Here is a 21130-nt window from a genome sequence, read left to right as displayed (position 1 = left end):
CGGACAGGACGGGCACCCAGTCGCCCCAGCGCACGTACGGCGTGACCTCGCGGGAGAGCGGGACGTCGACCACGAAGGCCCCGCGCCGGTCGGGCGGCATCCAGGCCAGGCGCCTGCCGCGGGCGTCGAACGCCGCCGAGGTCCCGTCGAGCTCCACGAGCACCGCGGGCCTGCCGGACTCGACCGCCCTGACGGCCTCGGCTCCGGCCTGCTGCGCGTGGGCCCAGCTGCCGTGGAACGTGGTGAGCGAGCCCTGGGCGATCACGATGTCCGCTCCCCGGCGGGCGAGCTCCCGCCGCATGTCGGGGAAGGTCGACTCGTAGGAGATGAGCGGGCCGACCCGGCGGCCGGAGACCGGCAGGATCGTCAGCGCGTCGCCGGTCGCCCGATCCTGCCCGGCCGCCGCGGTGTGGTCCGCGAGCCAGCCCAGCAGCGGCCGGAGCGGGATGTACTCGCCGAACGGCACGAGGCGCTGCTTGGCGTAGACGCCCCTGAGCCCGTCGGCGGAGTAGTGGCGGGTGGACTTGGTGATCCGGCCCGAGGAGTCGGCGGCGTCCACGTTGACCAGCAGGTCACCGCCCGCCTCGGCGGAGGCCCGGCGCAGCGCGCGCTCCACGCCGGGCCGCCGCGCGGGGTCGAGCGCGACGCTGCTCTGCCCCCAGACGACGACGTCGGGGGCGCGGCCGGCGAGCCCGCGGGTCAGCCGGAGGTGTTCGGCGAGGCGCCGCTCCGGGCCGGGCACGACGCCCGGCTGGACGCCCGCCACCCGCATGGTCCCCGCCGCGGCCGGCTCGGGCCGCAGCGCCCCGAGGACGACGGCGGCCGCGGCCAGCGCCACGGCGGCGGCCCCCGCCACCGCCCTGGTCCGCGGGGCCACGCCCCGGAGCACCGTGGCGGCGAGCCCCACGTTGACGGCGACCAGCAGGAAGCTCAGCAGCCACACGCCGCCCAGAGCGGCGACCGCGAGCACCGGCCGCACCTGCCCCTGGCTCAGGCCCAGCAGCCCCCACGCCCCGCCCAGGTGCTTCCAGGAGCGCACCGCCTCGACCGCCACCCAGGCCGAGGGCAGCACCAGCACCGCCGCCAGGAGCCTGGCCGGCGAGAGGCGCCGGAGCAACCCGTGGGCGACGAGCCCGAACGGCACCCAGAACAGCCCGGCGACGGCCACCGCGAGCGGTGCGAACACCCCGAGGGAGGGCAGCAGCCAGTGGAGCAGCGTCCCGAAGAACCCGGCGGCGGCGGACCAGCCGTGCCACGCCGCCTCACCGAACGATCCCGCCCGGGCCAGCATGACCAGGAGGGGGACCAGCCCGACCCACGCCCACCACCAGGCGCCGGCAGGCGGGAGGGTCAGGGCGAGTGCGGCCCCGGTCGCGGCGGCCAGCAGGCGCCTCCCCCACCGGGTGAGCGCCCCGGAGCCGGTCAGGCGCCGCCCTCCAGGTCGCGTAGGAACGGCGCGGCGGCCGTGTTGATCTCCGCCACCAGCGCCTCCAGCGCCGCCTGGGCGTCGCCGAGGTTCGGCAGCCCCTCCGCCTCCGGCCGGGTGGGCGTCGGCAGCCGGTCCTCGGCGATCGGGATCCGCAGCTCCAGCGCGCCCAGCGCGGCCCTGGCGTCGTACGGCGGCGCCGTGAAGGGCCGCCCCGGCTCACCGTCGCGCCAGGTCAGCCACCCGTCCGGGACCGGGACGGGCGGCGGGGCGGCCAGTTCGACCACCGTCAGGAGGACACGCGCGTCCTCCGGCCGGTGGCAGGCCGCGTCCAGCACCCGCGGGTGGAACCGCACGTACGGCGGGTAGGCCACCGGGCCGGTGGCCACCTCCCAGGCCGCCAGCGCGTAGCGCAGCCGGTCCAGGGTGATGCCGCCCGCCTGCGGTTCGCCGCCGGCCCCCGCGAAGGACTGGCGCCACCTGCGGAGCCGCTCGCCGTACCGCTCCTGCGGGTTGTCTCCCGTGGCGTCGATCCAGACCATCGTCGTCACCATCGTCCCCGTCCCTGCGTCCTCCCCGTCCCCTACCCGCGGACGGGCGCCGTCCACGCGCCGGACCGGATCGGACGGGACGGAGCGGCCCGCCGGGTCGCGGGGGGAGAGGCCGAGGGTCCGGACTCGTCTGAGCCGCGCCTTTCGGAACCGTTCCACCCGGCGGGGCGTCAGGATCCGTTCCGCTCCCCCTGCACGGCGATCGTGCCCTGCGCCACGGCGCACAGGGTCTCCGCTCCCTCGCCGTCCACGGTGGACAGGTCGCAGCGGCACACGACACGGGTGCGCCCGGCCCGCACGACCCGGGCACGGGCCCGCACCAGAGCCCGCACCCGAATCGGACCTGCGCCTGTTCTTCCTCCTGCAGCGGGCGGCGCACCAGCTCCGCACCGCCGCGGACCGCCGCTGCCTGGCCGCCGCCGGAATCACCACGGCCCAGCTCGGCGCGCTGTTCGCCGTACAGGACCGGCCGGACACCACCCAGCGGCAGCTCGCCCGTACCCTGGGGCTGCGCGAGTCCGCCGTCACGGCGCTCGTCGCCCGGCTCACCAGGGCCGGTCTCCTCACCCGGCGGGCGCATCCGCACGACCACCGCGCCGTCGTCCTGGAACTGACCGGCGACGGCGCCGCCGCCCTCCGCGCCGCCCGGCCCGAAGTCGACCGCTTCAACGACGAGCTGCGGACCCTCCTCGGCGGGCAGGAGTTCCTGCGCACCGCCACCGCCCTGCACAGGCTCGCCCACTGGGAGCCCCGGGATCCCTGAGGCGCGGCCCTCCGGCCGGCCCCGGCACGATCGCCGCCTCTCACCCGCCACCGCCCCGACATAACGATCATGAGGAGAAGAAGCCCCCTCCCTTGAGAACAGCGGCCGCGGGATCGAAGATCGGAGCGGTGTCGCACATGTTCAGGAGGGGCACGGACGGCATGGCGAAATACGACCCGGTCGAGAACGCGTGGAAAATCCATCAGTCTCTCAGCGACTGGACCGGAAAGGTCGACAGCAAGGCGTCTTTCGCCCTGACGGCGGAATCTATAGTCCTGGGCGCCGTAATCGGACTCTCCGGAACCGGGCGGCGCTTCTCCGATCTGCATGAATGGTGGGCGGTCGTTCCGTTCTGGCTGGGGGTGGCCGCCCTTGCGGCCTCCGCCCTCCTGGCACTGTCGGTGGTCGCACCACGCATGCGGTCCGAACACGTGAAGGCGGAATCCCCCCGGAATTTCATATATTTCGGCCATCTGCAGCACTGGCAACCGGGGGAGCTGGCGAACGAGCTGACCAAAGCCGATCCGCTGCCCGTCCTGTGCCGCCAAATAGTGAACATGAGCCGGATCGCCTGGGTGAAGCACAGACGCGTCCACCAGTCCCTCTACACGGCAGCAGGGGGAGCGGGCCTCGTCGCCGCGGCTGGGATCCTCTCCCAGTACCAGTGACGTCGGAGCGCCGGGATCCTCCGGCAGAGCCGGGACGGTGAGCCTCTTCCGGGAGAGGCTCACCGTCCCGGAGGGGCCGCCGCAGGGCGCCTGGTTGGACACGGTCCGGAAACCGAGGGGTCCACATGCACCGTCCGGCACACACCCGCGCCGCCGCACACTGGGCTTGCGGCACGCTGATGGCAGACCTGTCGCCCACCGCCGGCGGAGCGCTCCTCGGTCTCGGATCCGTACGGCGGTGCGCTCCGGGCACGGTGCTGATCCGGCAGGGAGACCGCGACGACCGCCGGGTCCACCTTCTCCAGGCCATGGGCCCGAGCCGACCGGCGTGCGCGAAGGTCACCCTGGCCTCGGAGAACGGCACCGAGGTGCTGCTCGGCATCCGCCTGTCCGGCGATCTCGTCGGTGAACTCGCAGCCTTACACGACACGCCCCGGTCGGCCACCGTCACCGTCTGCTCCCCCAGCCTGGTCCATTCCATCCCTGCGGACCGGTTCAACGCGTTCGTCGACCGGCACCCGGAGGCGGGGCGTGCGATCACCCGGATGGTGGCCCAGCGCCTCGACTGGTCCAACCGCCGGCGACTGGACCTCGCCGAGGGCACCGTGGCCGAACGACTGGCTCGGGTGCTGACCGAACTGGTCGACCGCCACGGCTCTCCCGGGCGGGACGGCCACCTGCTGGGAGTCCCCTTGTCCCAGCCCGAGCTGGGGCGGCTCGTCGCGGCCGGCCCGGACGCGGTCGGCAAGGCCGTGGCCCGGCTGAAGGCCCACGGGCTCATCCGCAGCGGGTACCGGGGGGTTACCGTCCTCGATCTCGAAGCTCTACGCAAGTATGAAGATATCCGAAAAAACACCCAGATTCATAAATGACCACCAATAAGCGACACTAATCATCAATCACGTATCGATACGGCTTTCATCCCCTCGCTCTGTGGCAGACTGTCTGCCCACGACTTCACGACCTTCCAGGAAGGCACCCGATTTGCCCAGAGACCACAGGCGTCGGCTGCTGCTGAAAACCGACATCGTCGGTTACGGGACACGGGACGACCGGGACCAGCACGTCATTCAGCGGAACTTCCTCCACCTGCTGGAGGACGCCGCCGCAGCCGCCGGTCTGAACAGGAGGAAGTGGTTCACCCAGAGTTCGGGTGACGGCGAGTTCGCCGTCCTCCCCGGCAACGAGCCCGAGCCACGGGTCGTCGACGAATTCGTGCGCCAGCTCGACAAAGCACTCGGCCGCCACAATGCCGGCGTCCTGCCCTCCGCCCGGATGAGACTGCGCGTCGCGATCCACTTCGGCGTTGTCAGCTCGGCGGACAACGGCATCTCCGGAGCGGCCGCGGTCACCGTCGGCCGGCTGCTCGACTGCGCCCCGCTCCGTGAGGCGATCACCTCCGAGGAGTCGGCGAACCTCGCGCTCATCGTCTCCGACGAGATCTACCGGGGCACCATCGCCGGCCACCACACCACCTGGGACGACGGCGCCTTCCGCAGGGTCACCGTCCAGGTCAAAGAACTCACCGCACACGCGTGGATCCTCGTCCCCGGAGCCGGTGCCCCGCGTGGTGACGTCCGGGAGCGGAACCCACGGGAAGAGAGCGCCCGGGAGCGCACCGGCCGGGAGCAGACCCCCCGCCCCTCCCAGGGGCCCCGTGCCTCCCAGGTCGTCGTCAACACGTTCTACGGCACCGTCAACACCCACGGTGGCGACATCGGCATCTCCAACCACTGACACGCGCCGTCACCGCGCGGACGGCGCACCACCGGAAACATCTCTGATCTGCACAAGTCGAGGCTGTGTTGACCTCATCAGGCTCATTCGACGCTCCCGCGAACGGCAAGGCGGACGACGGACCGTCCGGTGCCGGAGCGTCCTCATCCGACGCGCCGTCAGGCGGCGAACCCCGCAACGGCATCCCCGCCGACGCTCCCGCGGACCGCGGGAGCGAAGACGGCGGAGCCACCTCCGAGGGACGGACCGGGCAGACGGTGTTCCAGGCCTTCCTGGGCAGCGTGTACGCCCAGAACGGCACCATCGGCATCTCCGGCGGAGGACAGGCCCGGAGCCGCCGCGCCTCGGGCAAGGTCCCACCCGCCGTGATCGACGCCGCGGTGAACCGCTACGCGCCACCGCCTTCCCACGCGCGCGCCCTCACCGCACTGCGCGAGAACCGGGTGATCGCACTGTACGGCGCCCCGGGCCTGGGCAAGCGGACCTCCGCGGTCAACCTGCTCCGCAGTGTCACCGACGGCCCGCTGGTGACGCTCTCCCCCGCGGATCCGCTCGACTGGCTCGCCCAACGCGAGTACACCGGGAACGCGGGCTACCTGGCCTGCGGTCCGGTGAACTCCGGAGAGCATGCCGAGCTGACGGACTTCACTCTGGGTGAGATCACGCGGCGGGTGCAGGAGGCCGGCGCGTACCTGGTCTTCACGGTCGCCGCCCCCCTCACCGACCCGCGTTCCACGACCATGCCGCACATCGCCTGGAGCGCTCCGCCCCATGAGGACGTGCTCCGCGCGCACGGCGTCGCCCCCGAGGACCGGGTCGCCACCGCCGCGAGGGAGCTCACCTCCGTCCACGACCTCGGTGACATCGTGCGGTTCGCCGAGCGGCTGGCGCAGGGTGTGCCGCTGGAGGAGGCCCGCGAAGGGCTCGACCTCAGCGGACGCGTGACGGCGTGGTTCGAGGACGACGCCCGTACGGACGACGAGATCCTCGAGGTCACGGCGCTGCTCTTCATGGCCGGCATGCCCGAACGCCGTTTCGAGGCGCACCTGGCCCGGCTCAGGGAGCACATCTCGTCCACCGCCGGGGAACCGGGGGAGTCCGCCCCTGCCGGCGGAGTCCTCTCCGCTCGCCGCCCGCGGCGCGACGAGGCATCACTCGTCAAGGTCACCCACCTGATGACCGAGATGGACATCGACGTCCCGGGACCGCCGAGACGCTGCCTGGTGTTCCGCGAGCCGGGGTACCGGCACCACGTCGCCGCCGAACTGTGCGGGCAGTTCGACGACCGCTTCTGGCAGCCCGTCTTCGCCTGGCTGCTGGAAACCGCCCGGACATCAGGTCTCGAGACCCGTCTCCAGGTGGCGGCCGGGCTCGCGTTGCTGTGCGGGCACGACTCCTTCGACGCGGTCCGCGAGGTGTTCCTGCAGCCCTGGTCCGCCGGGGAGCACGGCCCGCGCGCCTGGGAGACGTCCATCTACGTCCTGTGGCACATGTGCTTCGACGAGGCGACCGCGCCGCGGGCCCTGCGCACGGCGATCCGCTGGTCCCGCAGCGGGGTGGCCCTCCGCAGGAAGGCCGCGGCCGGCGCGTTCCAGGGAGAGCTCGGGCTGCGCTACCCGGCCGAGGCCCTGGGCCAGCTGTGGCGTCTGACGGAGAGCGCTCCGCCCTACGGCGGGCGTGAGGCCGTTGCGGCGCTCTACGCCTCACTCGTGTCGGTTACGGACCGGGACGCCAGGATCGTGCTCGACGACCTGGAGATGCGGTTGCGGCGGGATCCGCGTCCCGGTAGCCCCCGGCTGCTGCGCACGCTGCACGTGGCCCTCGCCGTGCTGTCGGTCCGGGACGAGACCACCGGGCATCCGGCCGCCGCCCGTCACCTGATGACCCCCGGCGCGCCTCTGGAACTGCTCGCGAAGATCTGGAGCGCCGCCATCGTCAACCGGCCGGTCCGCGCCGCGGCCTTCGCATCCCTCTACGACGTCCTGCACGCCGTGAGCGTGCTCTCCCCTTCCCCGGAGGAACCGCTGCGCTCCCTGGCGGAGTCCCTGGCCGGCGACCTTCCCCGGCACGAGCACGAGCCGTTCACCCGCGGGTTCGAGCAGTATGCCGGCCACCGCAGAGACCCGCAGGGCACCGGCCGGCTGCTGCTCACCATCCTGCTCTCGATCTTCGATCCGACCTCCCGACCACGCACCGTGGAGAGCCGATGACCCAGCCTGCCCCCACCGGGAACGTACCGCTCCCTCCGGCCCCCGCCCAGCCCGACTACCCGATCACCGCTCTGGACGTGCTGAAGCCCGCCGTCAGGCGGAACCGCTTCTGGAGGAGCACCGTCCGGCACGAGCCCGACGCCGTGCCGTACCCGCTCCCGCACGAGGTCGTCGTCCTGCGGATCGGCAGGAGGCTCGTGCGCGCCGACGACGTGGCTCCCAAGGACCGCGACCAGGCTCTGGTGGACGCGGCCAGCTACTGCGTCGTCGACATGACCCGGGACCGGCCCGTCACGCTGGAGATGCAGGTGCCCGCCGAGGGCGGCCTGGAGGAGTTCACCCTGCGGGTGACGTTCGCGTGCACCGTCCGGGACCCGGTCCGGGTCGCGGAGAGCGGCCGCCGCGACATGCAGGAGGCGCTGCTCGCCCACGTCAAGGGCTGCGAGGGGATCCAGCACCTCGGCATGGAGTACGGGATCGAGGCGGTCCGGGAGGCGCAGCGGCGGTTCCGGTCGGTGCTGGACACCTATGTCAGGACCAGGCCCCCCGTCTTCACCGGGATGACCGTCGAACTGACGGCCGTGGAGTTGCTCACCCCCGCCGAGATTCTCGAGGAGCGGCGCCGGGACGAGACTCTCCGCAGGCAGCGGGAGAAGGAGCGTGCTCTCGAAGAGGAGAACATCGCGGCCCAGGCCCGCATCGAGAAGCTCCAGCAGGAGCTCGAGAAGCAGAGGATGCTCTTCGACCAGGAACGTCAGATCGTCGAGCACGAGTTCGGCTGGAAGATGCAGTACGACGAGGCCGAGGAGCGGCGCCGGCGCGACTACCGGCAGCGCACCTTCGACCTCGCCGAGGGGCAGCGCCTGCACGAGGCCGTGGGGGACGATCCCGGAAAGATCGAGGCGATGGCACGGGTCCAGGGCGGTCTGAGCGCCGCCGACCACCTCTCCCGCTCCGACGAGCGCGAGAGCCGGCGCCGGGAGGACATCGCGGAGGAGAACCGCTGGAGGCGTGAGGCCGAACAGGAGGAGCACCGGTGGGACCGGCAGTGGACGGTCACCCGGGCCGAGTGGGAACGGGACGACCGCCGCGACGAGATCCAGTGGGGGCGGCGGCGTGCGGCCGAGGCCCGGCAGAGGGCGCAGGAACTGGAGGACCGGAAGGCCGAGGCCGACGCCAGGGCACGGCGGCGCGCGGAGGAGATCGAGGACAGGGAGGTCGCCGCCCAGCTGGAGATCCTCCGGATCCTCGTCGAGCGCGGGCACAGCGACCAGATGCAGATGACCGACTACATGGAGCAGCTCGCCAAGAAGATCACCGGAGGGGGACGCCCCCTGCGGCGTGAGGACCGCGCGGAGATCACCGGTGACGACGCCCGGCCCGAAGCGCAGGACGCGCCCGCGGCGGACGACGACCCGCCCGCGGAGAACGAGGACTACACCCGGCTGAAGGAGGAGGACATTGGCTGAGACGGTGGACCAGGTGACCGGACCGGCCGGCGGGCCTCCTCCGCGGCCTCCGCGGAGCACCCGCCGTCCGCGGGGAAGGGGGCGGGCCGGCCGCCTGCTCCGCTCCGTCGTCGGGGTCGACGAGGGGCTGCTCGCCCGCGTGCCGGAGGAGCGTGCCCGCTACACCCGCCAGGGCGCGCTGGTGGTGGCCACCGCCCTGATGGCGGCGGTCTCGATGGGGTACGCGCTCCAGTCGGTCTTCGACGCGCCGTGGCCCCTGGTCGTGCTGATCGCCCTGGCGTGGGGCGCGCTCATCGGGATCCTCGACAGCTGGCTGGTCATCAGCGTCAACGGCGTGGTCGGCAGGGGGCGCCGCCGGATGCTCCTGCCCCGTCTGCTCATCGCCGTGGTGGTCGGCGTGATCATCGCCGAGCCGCTGACGCTCAGGATCTTCGAATCGGCGATCCTGCAGCGGATCGCGCAGGACCAGCAGGAGGCCGACAAGATCCTGCGCAGCACCTACACGGCCTGCAACCCGAAGGTCGGCGAGCCCGCTGCGGACCCGCAGAGATGCGCGACCTTCAGGCTCAACCTCCCGAAGTCCAACGACGCGGTCGCGCTGGAGTCCCTGGAGAGGAGGCTCGCGGACCTCACCGAAGAGGTGGACGAGAAGCAGCGCCTCCTCGACCGGAAGGCACGCACCGCCCGTCTGGAATGCGTCGGCACCCGGGGGGCCGGACTGACCGGCCGACCCGGCCCGGGGGTCAACTGCAGGCGGCTCCGCGCCGACGTGCGCGAGTACCGCAGGACGAGCAACATCGAGCAGCTCTCCGCGCAACTCGAGGTCCTGGGCAAGCAGCGCCTCGAGCTCTCCAGCGCGGAGCGGGAGTCCGGCGCGGAGTACAACGCCCGGGTGACCGCGGCGATCGACGCGGAGCTGAGAAGGCAGCAGGAGGCCCGGCCGGACAGTCCTGGGCTGCTGGAGCGGATGGAGACGCTGGCGACGCTCTCCGCCGAGAAGAGCTCGATCATGTTCGCGCACGTCTTCCTCACGCTGCTCTTCCTGCTGATCGACTGCTCCCCCGTGCTGACGAAGCTCCTGAGCCGCCCCACCTCCTACGACCGGCGGCTGGCCGAACAGCTCGCCGACCGGGAGGAGGCCCACACGATCGACCTGGACCGGGGCAAACGCGTCCGCCGCGACGCCGACGAGATCCACGCCCACCAGTCGGACCTCAGGCTCCGGGAGCACCTGACGGCGGCCGCCCGCCGGGCGGGGATCCTGGATGCCAGGAGGGAGGCCGCCATCCGCGCCGAACTCGGCACGATCGAGAACGGGCGCAGCCCCGAGAAGGCCGAGCAGAACTGACCCGGTCCCCGGGCGGGACGGCCCCCCGCCGGGGACCGCGCACGGTCAGACCCTCAGGATCGCCAGGGAGCGGGCGGGCAGGGTCAGGTCGTCGCCGTCGAGGTGCACGCCGGGGTCGGAGGCGAGCACGATCTCGGCCGGCCGTACCGGGAGGGCGACCGGGGCGCGGCCGAGGTTGGCCGCCACCCGGAACGCGCCCCGGTGCACCACCAGCCAGGAGCCGGAGTGCTCCACCCGGACCCGGTCCAGGCGCGGGTCCGACAGGTCCGGGTGGGCGCGGCGCAGCGCGATGAGCGCCCGGTACCAGTCGAGGTGCGCCCGGTGCGCGTCCTGCTCCAGCTCGCCCCAGTCGAGCTTGGAGTTCAGGAACGTCAGCTCGTCACCGGGGTCCGGCGCCTTCTCCGCCCAGTCGTCGTAGCCGAAGCCGACGAACTCCCGGCGCCGCCGGTCGGCCTCGCCCTCGCGCAGCTGCGGCTCCACGTGGTCGGTGAAGAACAGGAACGGCGTGCGCGTGCCCCACTCCTCGCCCATGAACAGCATCGGGGTGAACGGCGAGGTGAGCAGGAGCCCGGCGGCCAGCCGGAGCGCCTCGGGGTCGACCCGGTCGCCCTGGGCGCGGTTGCCGATCTGGTCGTGGTTCTGCGCACAGACGACGAACCGGTGGCCGGGCACGTGCCGGGCCGGGCGTCCGTGGCACCGGCGGCGGAAGGCCGAGTAGGTCCCGTCGTGGTAGTAGGCCGAGGTCAGCACCTTGGCCAGGGCGCCGGTCGAGGCGTCGGCGAAGTCGGCGTAGTAACCGTGCCGCTCCCCGGTGACGGCTGTGTGCAGGGCGTGGTGCACGTCGTCGTTCCAGGCCGCCGCCAGGCCGTACCCGCCGGCCTCGCGCGGCGTCATCAGCCGCGGGTCGTTGAGGTCGGACTCGGCGATGAGCGTCAGCGGCCGGCCGAGCGCGGCCGACAGCGCGTCCACCTCGGCCGCCAGCTCCTCCAGGAAGTGCACGGCCCGGTCGTCGTGGAGCGCGTGCACCGCGTCCAGCCGCAGGCCGTCGACGTGGTAGTCGCGCAGCCACTGCAGCGCGTTGCCGATGAAGTAGCGCCGCACCTCGTCGGAGCCGGGGCCGTCCAGGTTGACCGCCTGCCCCCAGAAGGACGCGGCGGAGGAGTGGAAGTACGGGCCGAAGGGCGCCAGGAAGTTGCCGGACGGGCCGAGGTGGTTGTAGACGACGTCGAGGATCACGCCGAGCCCGCGGCCGTGGCAGGCGTCCACGAACCGCTTGAAGCCGTCCGGCCCGCCGTAGTTGTCGGTGACGGCCCACAGGTCCACCCCGTCGTAGCCCCAGTTGCGCCCGCCGGGGACCGGCGGCACCGGCATGACCTCGACGAAGTCGACGCCGAGGCCTGCCAGGTGGTCGAGCTTGCCGATGGCCGCGTCGAACGTGCCCTCCGGGGTGAAGGTCCCGATGTGCAGCTCGTAGACGACCGATCCGGGCAGGGCCCGGCCCGTCCACGCCTGGTCGCTCCAGGCGAACCGGCCGTGGTCGTAGACCCGGCTCGGCCCGAAGATCCCCTCCGGCTGCCAGCGGGTGCGCGGGTCGGGCAGCGGCTCGCCGCCGTCCAGCCGGAACCGGTAGTCGGTGCCGTGCCCGGCCCCCGGGACCTCCGCCGACCACCAGCCGCCCGCTCCGGGCCGCATCGCGTGCCGCTCCCCGCCGACCTCGACCTCGACCGACGACGCCTCCGGCGCCCACACCTCGAACATGGATCAGTTCCTCTCCAGGAGCGCGACGGGGTTACGGGAGAGCAGGCGGGCCAGGGGGACGGGCCCGGTGTGCTCGGCGCCGGACAGCAGGTCACGCCAGTGTCCCGGCGGCAGGGCGAGGGTCTCGCTCCCCCAGCCGCCGCGCCGCTCCAGCCCGGCCGGGAGCAGGGTGGCCACCGCCACGGCCCGCTCCCCGCGGGCGAAGGCGAGCGCGTGCTCCCCGGTCTCCAGCGGCGTGTACGGCGCCGCCGGATCGAGCCTGCGGCGCAGGCCCAGCGCCTGCCGGGTGACGAGCAGCTTGGCCTCATCCCAGGCGGACCACCCTGCCCCGGCCGCCCCGGCCGCCCCGGCCGTCCCGGCTCCGGCCAGCATGCGGCGGCGGAGCTCGAAGTCCACCGGGCGGCGGTTGTCCGGGTCCACCAGGGAGAAGTCGGTGATCTCGTTGCCCCAGTAGACGTCGGGCACCCCGGGCATCATGAGCTGGACCAGCTTCTGGCCCAGCGAGTTGGACCGGGCGTACGGCTCGATCCGGGCGGCGAACTCCGCGACCGAGGCCCCGCACTCGCCGATCGCCCGCTCCACGAAGTCCCGCAGCCCCTCCTCGTAGGCCGGGTCGGGCGTCGCCCAGGAGATCGCGGTCTTGGCCTCGCGGGCCGCCTTGAACAGGTAGTCGAAGAAGCGGTCCGGGCCGATCGGCCAGGCCGCCATGAGGTTCTGCCAGGCCAGGTAGTCCAGCGCCGGGTCGAAGGAGACCTTCGCCGACCACTCCGTGACCGCCGCCTCCCACTCCCCGGGGAGCTCCGACAGCACCGCCAGCCGGGCCCGCACGTCCTCCGAGCGCTTGGTGTCGTGGGTGGAGAGCGTGGTCATCGTGGCCGGGGACATCCCGCGGCAGAACGCGTGGAAGTCCTCCACCGGCCCGCCGAACCGGTCCGGCTCCCCGCCCACCTCGTTCAGGCACGACAGCGGGTACCACCGGTACAGCGCGGTGTCCTCCACGCCCTTGGCCATCACCGGCCCGCAGGTCTGCTGGAAGCGCACGACCGCCTCGGCCGGGCCGTGCAGCACCCGCTCCACGGTCTCGGCCACCGGGGCGCCCTCGGGCAGGCGCGCGGCGGCCAGCTCCCCCGCCCGCTCGACGATCGCCGCCGAGGCCGCGGGCACCGGCTCACCCGGCACCGCGTAGGCCCGGTAGACGGGCATGGCCGCCAGCAGCTCGGCCAGCGCGGCGCGGTCGGTGCCGACCAGCGCGTGCAACCGGCCGAGCTCGGCACCGAAGAACAGGTCGAGCACGTGCTTCTTGGCGTCGTAGACCACCTGCGCGTACTCGCGGGGCATGCCGGTCAGCCGGACGAACAGGTCGGTCAGCGGCCCGGCCCCGGCCGGGTCCACGAACAGGCCGGTGATCCGGTTGAGCGCGTCGTAGCCGGTGGTGCCGTCGCACTCCCAGTCGGCGGGGAGCCGCTCGTCGCCGACGAGGATCTTCTCCGCGACCGTCCACACCCCGCCCGAGGCCGCGCGCAGCCGGGCGAGGTAGCCGCGCGGGTCGGCCAGGCCGTCGGGGTGGTCCACCCGCAGGCCGCCGATCACGCCCTCGGCGACCAGGTCCAGGATGACCCGGTGGGTGGCCTCGAAGACCTCCGGGTCCTCCACCCGCAGCCCGATCAGCGAGGACACGTCGAAGAAGCGCCGGTAGCCGGGGCCCTGCCGCCAGTCGACCAGCCGGTAGTGCGTGTCCGGCCAGGGGAAGGCGTGGTCGTGGTAGCGGAGCACGCCGCCGTCCACGACGGGCTCGGTGCCGTCGCCGACCACCGGCATGTCGACCTTCCCGCCCGACCAGTCGATGTCGAACCACCGCGCGTACGGCGAGGCCGGCCCCTCGGCGAGCACCGACCACAGCGCCGCGTTGCCCGACTCGGGCACCGGCACCGTCATGTGGTTGGGCACGATGTCCACGACGACGCCCAGCCCGTGCTCGGCGAGCGCGGCGGCCATCGCGCGCAGGCCCTCGATCCCGCCGAACTCGGCCCGGATCCGCGAGTGGTCGGTGACGTCGTAGCCGTGCCGCGACGGCGGGTCGGCCTGCAGGACCGGCGAGAGGTAGACGTGGCTGACCCCGAGGTCGCGCAGGTAGGGGGCGAGCCCGGCCACCCGGTCGAAGCCGAAGTCGGGGGTGAGCTGGAGGCGGTAGGTGGACACGGGGACGGCGGGCCGGGACCCGCCGCCGGGGCCGGGCCGTTCCGCAGAACCCGGCGCGGGAGCCGTACCGGACGGGACGCCGGAGGGATCGGAGACCCCGGCGCGGGCGGGAGCGGAACCCGGAGCGGGGACGGAGGAGGGCTCAGACACGGCGCAGCACCCGCATCGAGCGCCCGGCGACCGGCACTCCCTCACCCGCCCGGCAGAGCGGGACCTCCAGCGTGATCGGCATCGCCGTGTCGATCTCCGTGACCCACATGTCGCCGTAATCCTCCGGGATCGTGAACTTGATGGTCTCGTGGTGCGCGTTGATCATCAGCAGGAAGGAGTCGTCGGTGATCCGCCGCCCCCGGCGGTCCGGCTCGGTGATGGCCTCACCGTTGAGGAAGACGGCCAGCGACCTGGCGTACCCGACGTTCCAGTCGGCGTCGGTCATCCTCGTCCCGGCCGGGGTGAGCCAGGCGATGTCGCTCAGCCCGTCGTCGGAGCCGCGCACCGGCCGGCCGTAGAAGAAGCGGCGCCGCCGGAAGACCGGGTGCTCGGCGCGGAGCTTCGCCAGCTTGCAGGTGAACTCCAGCAGCAGCCAGTTCTCCCGGACGTCGGACCAGTCGACCCAGCTGATCTCGTTGTCCTGGCAGTAGGCGTTGTTGTTGCCCCGCTGGGTGCGGCCCAGCTCGTCGCCGTGGGAGAGCATCGGCACGCCCTGCGACAGGAACAGCGTCGTCAGGAAGTTGCGCTTCTGCTGCTCGCGCAGCGACTCGATGGCCAGGCTCGCGGGCCCCTCCGCGCCGCAGTTCCAGGACCGGTTGTCGTCGGTGCCGTCCCGGTTGTCCTCCCCGTTGGCCTCGTTGTGCTTGTGGTCGTAGGAGACCAGGTCGGTGAGGGTGAAGCCGTCGTGGCAGGTGACGAAGTTGATCGAGGCGGCGGGGCGGCGGCTGTCGTCCTGGTAGAGGTCGCTGGAGCCGGTCAGCCGCGAGGCGAACTCCGGCAGCGCCGCGGGCTCGCCCCGCCACAGGTCGCGGATCGTGTCGCGGTAGCGGCCGTTCCACTCGGTCCACCGGGCCGGGAAGTTGCCGACCTGGTAGCCTCCCGGCCCCACGTCCCACGGCTCGGCGATGAGCTTGACCTGCGAGAGCACCGGGTCCTGGTGCACCAGGTCGAAGAAGGCGCTGAGCCGGTCCACCTCGTGCAGCTCCCGGGCGAGCGTGGCCGCCAGGTCGAACCGGAACCCGTCGACGTGCATCTCGGTGACCCAGTAGCGCAGCGAGTCCATGATCAGCTGAAGCACCTGGGGGGAGCGCATCAGCATGCTGTTGCCGGTGCCGGTGGTGTCCATGTAGTAGCGCCGGTCGTCCTCGACGAGCCGGTAGTAGGCCTCGTTGTCGATGCCGCGCATGCTCAGCGTCGGGCCCAGGTGGTTGCCCTCGGCGGTGTGGTTGTAGACCACGTCGAGGATGACCTCGATGCCCGCCTCGTGCAGCGCCTTGACCATCGCCTTGAACTCCAGCACCTGGCCGCCGCGCTGCCCGCTGGAGGAGTAGGCGTTGTGCGGGGCGAAGAAGCCGATGGTGTTGTAGCCCCAGTAGTTCGTCAGCCCCCGTTCGGCCAGCGGGTGGTCGGTGACGAACTGGTGCACCGGCATCAGCTCGATCGCCGTGACGCCCAGACTCAGCAGGTGGTCGATGATCTCCGGGTGGCCGAGGGCCGCGTAGGTGCCCCGGATCCGCTCCGGGATCTTCGGATGGTTGACCGTCAGGCCCTTGACGTGCGCCTCGTAGATCACCGTGTCGTGGTACGGCGTGGCGGGCGGGCGGTCGTGGCCCCAGCCGAAGAACGGGTTGACCACCACCGAGCGCGGCGTGAACGGCGCCGAGTCGGCGTCGTTGCGGCTGTCCGGCCGGCCGAAGCGGTAGCCGTACACCGCCTCGTCCCACCGCACGTCGCCCTCGACGGCCTTGGCGTAGGGGTCGATCAGGAGCTTGCCGGGGTTGCAGCGCTGCCCGCGGGCCGGATCGTAGGGGCCGTGCACGCGGTAGCCGTACCGCTGCCCGGGACCGACCCGGGGCAGGTAGCCGTGCCAGACATGGCCCTCGACCTCGGTCAGGGCGATCCTGCTCTCCTCGCCCTCGTCGTCGAACAGGCACAGTTCGACCTTCTCCGCCACCTCGGAGAAGAGCGCGAAGTTGGTCCCCGCGCCGTCGTAGTTCGCCCCCAGCGGGTAGGGGTCACCCGGCCAGATCTCGATCATTCCACCGCCCTTCAGCGGTGAGGAGATGCCCAGTACTCCCCGGGGCATGCATGTTCCGGCGACGGGAGCCGCGGCGGATTCGGCCTCAGCCGGAGAGCCGCTCCCGCAGGCGGCGCAGGGCGGGCCCGTGGACGCGGACGCCGGCCCGGGCCGTGAACTCCTCGGCCGCCCTCAGGTGCCGGTCGGCCCCCTCCCGGTCACCGATCAGCAGGGCCAGCCGGGCCAGGCACAGGTCGGTGACCGACCAGCCCAGCAGGCGTCCCGCGTGCGGCGCCAGGTGACCGGCCAGGACCCGGGCGGCCTCGGCCTCCCCCAGGGTCGCGCAGAGCTCGCTCAGCGCGTCCGCGACGGCCCGGTAGCCGAGATCGGGCAGGAGCTCGGCGAAGCCGTCCCGGGCGAGCACGGCGAACTCCGCGCGGGCCTCCTCCATCCGGCCCAGGTCGGTCAGGGCCAGGCAGCGCAGGACCCGCCAGGGCCGCTGCCCCGCGCGCCGGGCGAGGACCCCCTCGGCCAGCGCCAGCGCCTCGGCCGGTCCGCCGTCCGCGCGGGCGTCCCCTGCCGGGCCGTCCGCGCCCGCGTCCGCCGCGGACCGGTCCCCGGCCCGCAGGGCGAGGAACCGGAGCATCTCCTGCCGCAGGTGCGCGTCGCCACGGCCGAGCGCTCCCTCCGGGTGGGCGGCGGCGGCTTCCCCAGCCGCCTCGAGGGCATCGGCGAACCGCCCGTCCAGGTAGGCGTGGACCGCGCCCTGCCAGGCGGCCAGACCCGCCATCGAGGGGAGCCGGAGCCGGTCGGCGGTCTCCCGCAGCCAGGCGAGGGTCCCGGCCGCGCCACCGCGCTCCCCCCGGGCGGTCCGCTCGACGTGCGCGCTCTCCCTGCCGATCCACTCGGTCACCAGGTCACCGGTGCGCACACCGGTCTCCACGATCTCGTCGATGACGGCACGCCGCAGGTCGTGGTCGCCGCCGGAGCGCAGCAGCAGCTCCCAGGAGATCAGCGCCCGGGCCAGGGCGGCGTCGTCCCCGGTACGGCGGGCCAGCCGTACGGCCTGCTCGGCGAGCTCCAGGCTCCGGGCCAGGGGGCGTCCCGTGGAGCCGATGAACGCCGAGGCGGCCAGCAGCCGGGCCCGCCACGGCGAGCCCTCCGCCAGACCTGAGGCGAGGGCCCGGTCGATGCGCCCGGCGAGCCGCTCGACCCCGGTCACCTCCTCGTACATGGCCAGGTAGATCTGGTCGGACAGGCCCAGCGCCGCCCGGGCCAGGCGGCCCTCGTCGCCGAGCTCCTCGGCGATCCGGGCCGCCTCCTCCAGACAGGGCCGCGCGGCCGTGCTCATGCCCGCCGCCGCCCGCGCCTCGGCCAGGTCCAGCAGCAGGTCGCAGCGGAGCGCGTCATCGGAGCGGGGCAGCCTGTCCACCAGGGCGAGCGCCCGCTCCAGGTGCTCCACCGCGTCCTCGTGGGCGAACTGCGCCGCCGCCTGGGCCGCCGCGCGCCGGGCGTAGCCGATCGCCTTGCCCGCCGTACGGCCGGTCAGCACGCTCTCGCCGTAGTGGTGGGCGATCTCGGTGAGGCGGGTCCCGCTCCTCTCCTCCAGCACCTCGGCGATCCGGGCGTGCAGGCGCCCGCGCCGCAGCGGCGGCAGCGCCTCGCGCAGCACGTCGCGGACGATGTCGTGGACGAACCGGCAGGCCGGCCCGTCCCCCTCGGCCAGCAGCCGGGCGCGCACGGCGGCGTCCAGGACGTCGAAGACCTGCTCGGCGGGCAGGTCGACCACCCGGAGCAGGACGTCGGTCGCCGCGTCCCGGCCGAGCAGCGCCGCGGCGGTCAGCACCTCCTCCGTCCCCGGCGGCAGACCGGCCAGCCTGCCGCGCACCACGTCGGACAGGTCCGCCGGACCAGCCGGGGTCCCGTCCAGGCGGAGCAGCTCACCGAGGAAGAACGGGTTGCCCGCGGTCAGCCTGGCCAGTTCGGCCGCCCGGCCGGTCACGCCGCCTGCCCGGCCGAGGTACTCCCGGATGTCGTCCTCGGCGAGGCCCCGCAGCTTCAGCCGCCGCACGTGGGGCAGGCGCACCAGGGAACCCAGGGCGCGCTCCAGCGGGCCGCCGGGCCGTACGTCGGTGTCGCGGTAGGTCGCCACCACGGTCAGCTCCGGGCAGAGCCGCGTCGAGGCGAGGAACTCCAGCAGGCGGAGCGAGGAGGCGTCGGCCCACTGCAGGTCGTCGAGGACGACCAGGACCCGGCCGTACCCGTTCAGCAGCCGGGCGAAGGTCTCGTACAACTGGAAGCGCCCGCCCTCCCCCGGCAGTCCCGCTCCACCCGTCCTCCCCGCCCCGGCCGCCGGCAGACCGGCTTCACCCGGACCCTCCGGGCCCACCGCCTCCGGTCCCGGCAGGCCCGCTCCCGCGGACCCCCCCGCGCCGGCCCGCGCCACCGCCTCCGGTCCCGGCAGGCCCGCCACCCCCGCGAGCCCTCCCGACCTCGCCAGCCCCGTGCCGGAGCCCGTCAGCTCGGCGGCGGCCTGCGTCCACGGCCAGAAGGGCGGCGTCCCGCTCCCGTCCCAGCAGCGGCCCCACACCACCCTGCGGCCGTGCGCCCACGCGGTCCGCGCGGCGTGCTCGGCCAGGCTCGTCTTGCCGATGCCGGGCTCGCCCGCCAGCAGCACCACCCGGTGACCGTCCGAGGCCACCGCCCCGTCGAGCACGGCGATCTCGGCGTCCCTGCCGACCAGCGGAGACCCGCCCTCCGGCCGGGCCCCGCCGTCCTCCCTCTCATCCGCGCCCGCCCCGGGCACCGGGGCCGTCACGCGGCCGGGCACGGCGTCCACGACGACTCCGCCACCCGCCCCGCCGGTTCGGAGCGCGTCTTCCCCTCCCTCCCGGCCGGTCTCGGCCGCACGCTCCCCGCCCGTGGCCGGACCCCCCTCCGCCCGGGGGGTGAGGGCCGGGTCCTGGGCGAGGATGCGCCGTTCCATCTCCCGTGCCCGGGGGCCGGGGTCCAGCCCGAGCTCCTCCACCAGCAGCCTGCGCCCCTCGGTGAGCACGGCCAGCGCGTCGGCCTGCCGTCCGGCCTGGTAGAGCGCGTGCGCGGCGAGCGCCCGCAGCCGCTCCCGGAGCGGGTGCGCGGCCACCAGCCGGGCCAGCCCTCCGGTGAGCGCCTCCCCCCGGCCGAGCGCGAGTCCGGCCTCGGCGGCGTCCTCCTCCAGGGTCAGCCGGAGCTCCGCCAGATGCGCTCTCTCCTCCTCCGCCCAGGAGGCACCGATGAAGTCGGCCAGCGGCTCCCCCCGCCACTCCTCCAGCGCTTGCCGGAACTCCCGCTCCGCGCCCTGGTGCTCCCCCGCCGCGGCCAGCCGCCTCCCCTCGGCAGCGCGCGCACGCACCCGCGCCAGGTCGAGGTCGGCCTCGCCGATGGCGAGCGCGTAGCCGCCGGGCCTGCTGACCAGGACGGCCGGGGGCGTGCGGGGCCGCCGGTCCGGCTCGAAGACGCGCCGGAGCTTGGAAACGTAGGCCTGGACGGTGTTGACCGCCCCCGGAGGAGGAGCGTCCTCCCAGAGCGCGTCGATCATGCGCGCCGGGGCGACCGGCCGGGGAACGGCGAGCATGCACAGGGCCAGCACCGCCCGCTGCTGGGCGGGACCGACGTCCAGCGGCTCCCCGTCGTCACCGATCACACCGACCGGCCCCAGCACCCGAAAGTCCACCCCGGCCACCTCGCTCCCGAACTGCGCCGATGGTAGCCCTTGGCCCCCGGTGCGCCGACCTCTCAACGGCCCCGAGGCACTCCCCGCCTCGGCGCCGTCCGCGCGAGCCGACCGTCGTGAGTCTGCCTTCGCCCGGTCCCGCCCCGCTCCGCGCCGGATCACTCCACGAAGAGCCACGGCCCCCCGCCACCGGCCCCGCCCGCTCCGACGCGCGGGGCACGGTTCCCGGAGTGTGCCGGACGGATCGAGATCCCACCTGTAGGACGATGGAAGCGTGAGCTTCCAACTGGCCGTCTGGCACGAACCCGAACCGATCACCAAGGAACACGCGGAGGGCACCTTCCGGGCGCTCCGCAGCGGGCAGACCGGAACGGTCGCGGCGCATCCCGGTGTGGGGGCGTTCGCCGAGCGCCTGCCCGAGGCCCGGCAGATCGCACCCGAGTACGCCCTCGTCACCGTGGAGCTGGAGCGGTCCGACGAAGTCGCGGGCGCGGCCTTCGAGGCGGCCCGGGAGTGCGGGCTGGTCTGCTACGACCCGCAGCGTCACCTGGTGCACAACCGCGAGCCGCTGGGCGCCTACCCCGGCATGCAGATGCACACCGGCGACGGCATGCTCCTGGTCGACCCCGACCTCCAGCTCGTCCACGACGCGCTGGCCACGATGTCGCCGCAGAACCCGTTCACCGCCCTGGTCGTCTTCGGCCAGCACTTCATCCAGACCGCCCCGGAGCCCGGCGGCTACGAGCTGGAGTACAAGGACAGCGTCCGGGGCGTCATCTACCGCACGCACGTGGAGGACCTGAAGGCCGTCCAGGAGGCCTTCGCCGAGTACGCCGTCGACAACCGCGCCTTCATGGAACGCCACGACTGGAAACGGACCTGACCCGCACTCAGCCGGGTCTCCTGTACGGCGGGTCGTTCGGCCGGGTCCTTTTCTTCTTGGACGGGTCCGGCGTTCCCGTGCCGGGCCGCCCCCACGCCTTCTGCGGGTTCGTACGCATGCGGGCCGTAGCGTCTCGCTCTCGGGCCGCCCGGTGTTCTCGCCGGCGCTGAAGCGATCCG

At 73.6% G+C, this 21130-nt stretch carries 14 protein-coding genes; 8 read left to right on the top strand and 6 right to left on the bottom strand.

The window, feature by feature from the left end; all coding sequences use genetic code 11:
- On the bottom strand, nt 1–1309 hold a 1309-nt coding region (gene lnt / locus ACFOWE_RS03685), incomplete at its 3' end, for an apolipoprotein N-acyltransferase (RefSeq protein ID WP_377285679.1).
- A gap of 113 nt (nt 1310–1422) precedes the next feature.
- Nucleotides 1423–1980, bottom strand: a complete 558-nt coding sequence (locus tag ACFOWE_RS03680; RefSeq protein ID WP_377285352.1) for a hypothetical protein — start codon at nt 1978–1980, stop codon at nt 1423–1425.
- Here ACFOWE_RS03680 and ACFOWE_RS33870 point away from each other — a divergent pair.
- From ACFOWE_RS33870 to ACFOWE_RS03640, 7 genes are all read left to right on the top strand, one after another.
- On the top strand, nt 1949–2740 hold the full coding sequence (locus ACFOWE_RS33870) for a MarR family transcriptional regulator (RefSeq protein ID WP_449301199.1): 792 nt from the start codon (nt 1949–1951) through the stop codon (nt 2738–2740). The genes ACFOWE_RS03680 and ACFOWE_RS33870 overlap by 32 nt on opposite strands.
- Nucleotides 2741–2901: 161 nt before the next feature.
- Nucleotides 2902–3408, top strand: coding sequence for a Pycsar system effector family protein (locus tag ACFOWE_RS03665; RefSeq protein ID WP_377285351.1), 507 nt, complete (start codon nt 2902–2904; stop codon nt 3406–3408).
- Nucleotides 3409–3533: 125 nt separating this feature from the next.
- Nucleotides 3534–4280 (top strand): Crp/Fnr family transcriptional regulator, encoded by a 747-nt coding sequence (locus tag ACFOWE_RS03660; RefSeq protein WP_377285349.1) that lies wholly within the window; start codon nt 3534–3536, stop codon nt 4278–4280.
- A 112-nt stretch (nt 4281–4392) separates the two neighbouring features.
- Complete coding sequence (locus ACFOWE_RS03655) at nt 4393–5145, top strand: hypothetical protein (protein WP_377285347.1); 753 nt, start codon at nt 4393–4395, stop codon at nt 5143–5145.
- A 257-nt stretch (nt 5146–5402) separates the two neighbouring features.
- A complete protein-coding gene (locus ACFOWE_RS03650) occupies nt 5403–7355 on the top strand; it encodes a hypothetical protein (RefSeq protein ID WP_377285346.1) in 1953 nt (650 codons plus the stop codon).
- A complete protein-coding gene (locus ACFOWE_RS03645) occupies nt 7352–8824 on the top strand; it encodes a hypothetical protein (RefSeq protein WP_377285345.1) in 1473 nt (490 codons plus the stop codon). Before ACFOWE_RS03650 ends, ACFOWE_RS03645 begins: the two co-directional genes overlap by 4 nt.
- Complete coding sequence (locus ACFOWE_RS03640; protein ID WP_377285344.1) at nt 8817–10172, top strand: DUF4407 domain-containing protein; 1356 nt, start codon at nt 8817–8819, stop codon at nt 10170–10172. The genes ACFOWE_RS03645 and ACFOWE_RS03640 overlap by 8 nt, the downstream gene beginning before the upstream one ends.
- A gap of 45 nt (nt 10173–10217) precedes the next feature.
- On the opposite strand, the gene treZ is transcribed toward ACFOWE_RS03640, so the two are convergent.
- The 4 genes from treZ to ACFOWE_RS03620 form a co-directional block, all read right to left on the bottom strand.
- Nucleotides 10218–11930: a malto-oligosyltrehalose trehalohydrolase gene (treZ, locus tag ACFOWE_RS03635; RefSeq protein WP_377285342.1), complete on the bottom strand. Its 1713-nt coding sequence runs from the start codon at nt 11928–11930 to the stop codon at nt 10218–10220.
- Nucleotides 11931–11933: 3 nt separating this feature from the next.
- Entirely contained in the window at nt 11934–14129 is a 2196-nt protein-coding gene (gene treY / locus ACFOWE_RS03630; RefSeq protein ID WP_377285340.1) for a malto-oligosyltrehalose synthase, read from the bottom strand.
- 142 nt (nt 14130–14271) lie between these two features.
- Nucleotides 14272–16377, bottom strand: coding sequence for a glycogen debranching protein GlgX (gene glgX, locus ACFOWE_RS03625; protein WP_377285674.1), 2106 nt, complete (start codon nt 16375–16377; stop codon nt 14272–14274).
- Nucleotides 16378–16462: 85 nt separating this feature from the next.
- On the bottom strand, nt 16463–20068 hold the full coding sequence (locus ACFOWE_RS03620; RefSeq protein ID WP_377285339.1) for a BTAD domain-containing putative transcriptional regulator: 3606 nt from the start codon (nt 20066–20068) through the stop codon (nt 16463–16465).
- 274 nt (nt 20069–20342) lie between these two features.
- Between ACFOWE_RS03620 and ACFOWE_RS03615 the strand changes: the two genes are divergently transcribed.
- Nucleotides 20343–20951: a hypothetical protein gene (locus ACFOWE_RS03615; RefSeq protein ID WP_377285338.1), complete on the top strand. Its 609-nt coding sequence runs from the start codon at nt 20343–20345 to the stop codon at nt 20949–20951.
- Nucleotides 20952–21130 lie beyond the last annotated feature (179 nt).

Source organism: Planomonospora corallina (assembly GCF_042650625.1).
GTDB lineage: Bacteria > Actinomycetota > Actinomycetes > Streptosporangiales > Streptosporangiaceae > Planomonospora_B > Planomonospora_B corallina.
This window is presented reverse-complemented; position numbering and strand designations above follow the sequence as displayed.

Coding starts and splice junctions, on each gene's coding strand:
- ACFOWE_RS03680 (WP_377285352.1), bottom strand. CDS start 1,980: ATGGTGACGACGATGGTCTGGATCGACGCCACGGGAGACAACCCGCAG.
- ACFOWE_RS03665 (WP_377285351.1), top strand. CDS start 2,902: ATGGCGAAATACGACCCGGTCGAGAACGCGTGGAAAATCCATCAGTCT.
- ACFOWE_RS03660 (WP_377285349.1), top strand. CDS start 3,534: ATGCACCGTCCGGCACACACCCGCGCCGCCGCACACTGGGCTTGCGGC.
- ACFOWE_RS03645 (WP_377285345.1), top strand. CDS start 7,352: ATGACCCAGCCTGCCCCCACCGGGAACGTACCGCTCCCTCCGGCCCCC.
- treZ (WP_377285342.1), bottom strand. CDS start 11,930: ATGTTCGAGGTGTGGGCGCCGGAGGCGTCGTCGGTCGAGGTCGAGGTC.
- glgX (WP_377285674.1), bottom strand. CDS start 16,377: ATGATCGAGATCTGGCCGGGTGACCCCTACCCGCTGGGGGCGAACTAC.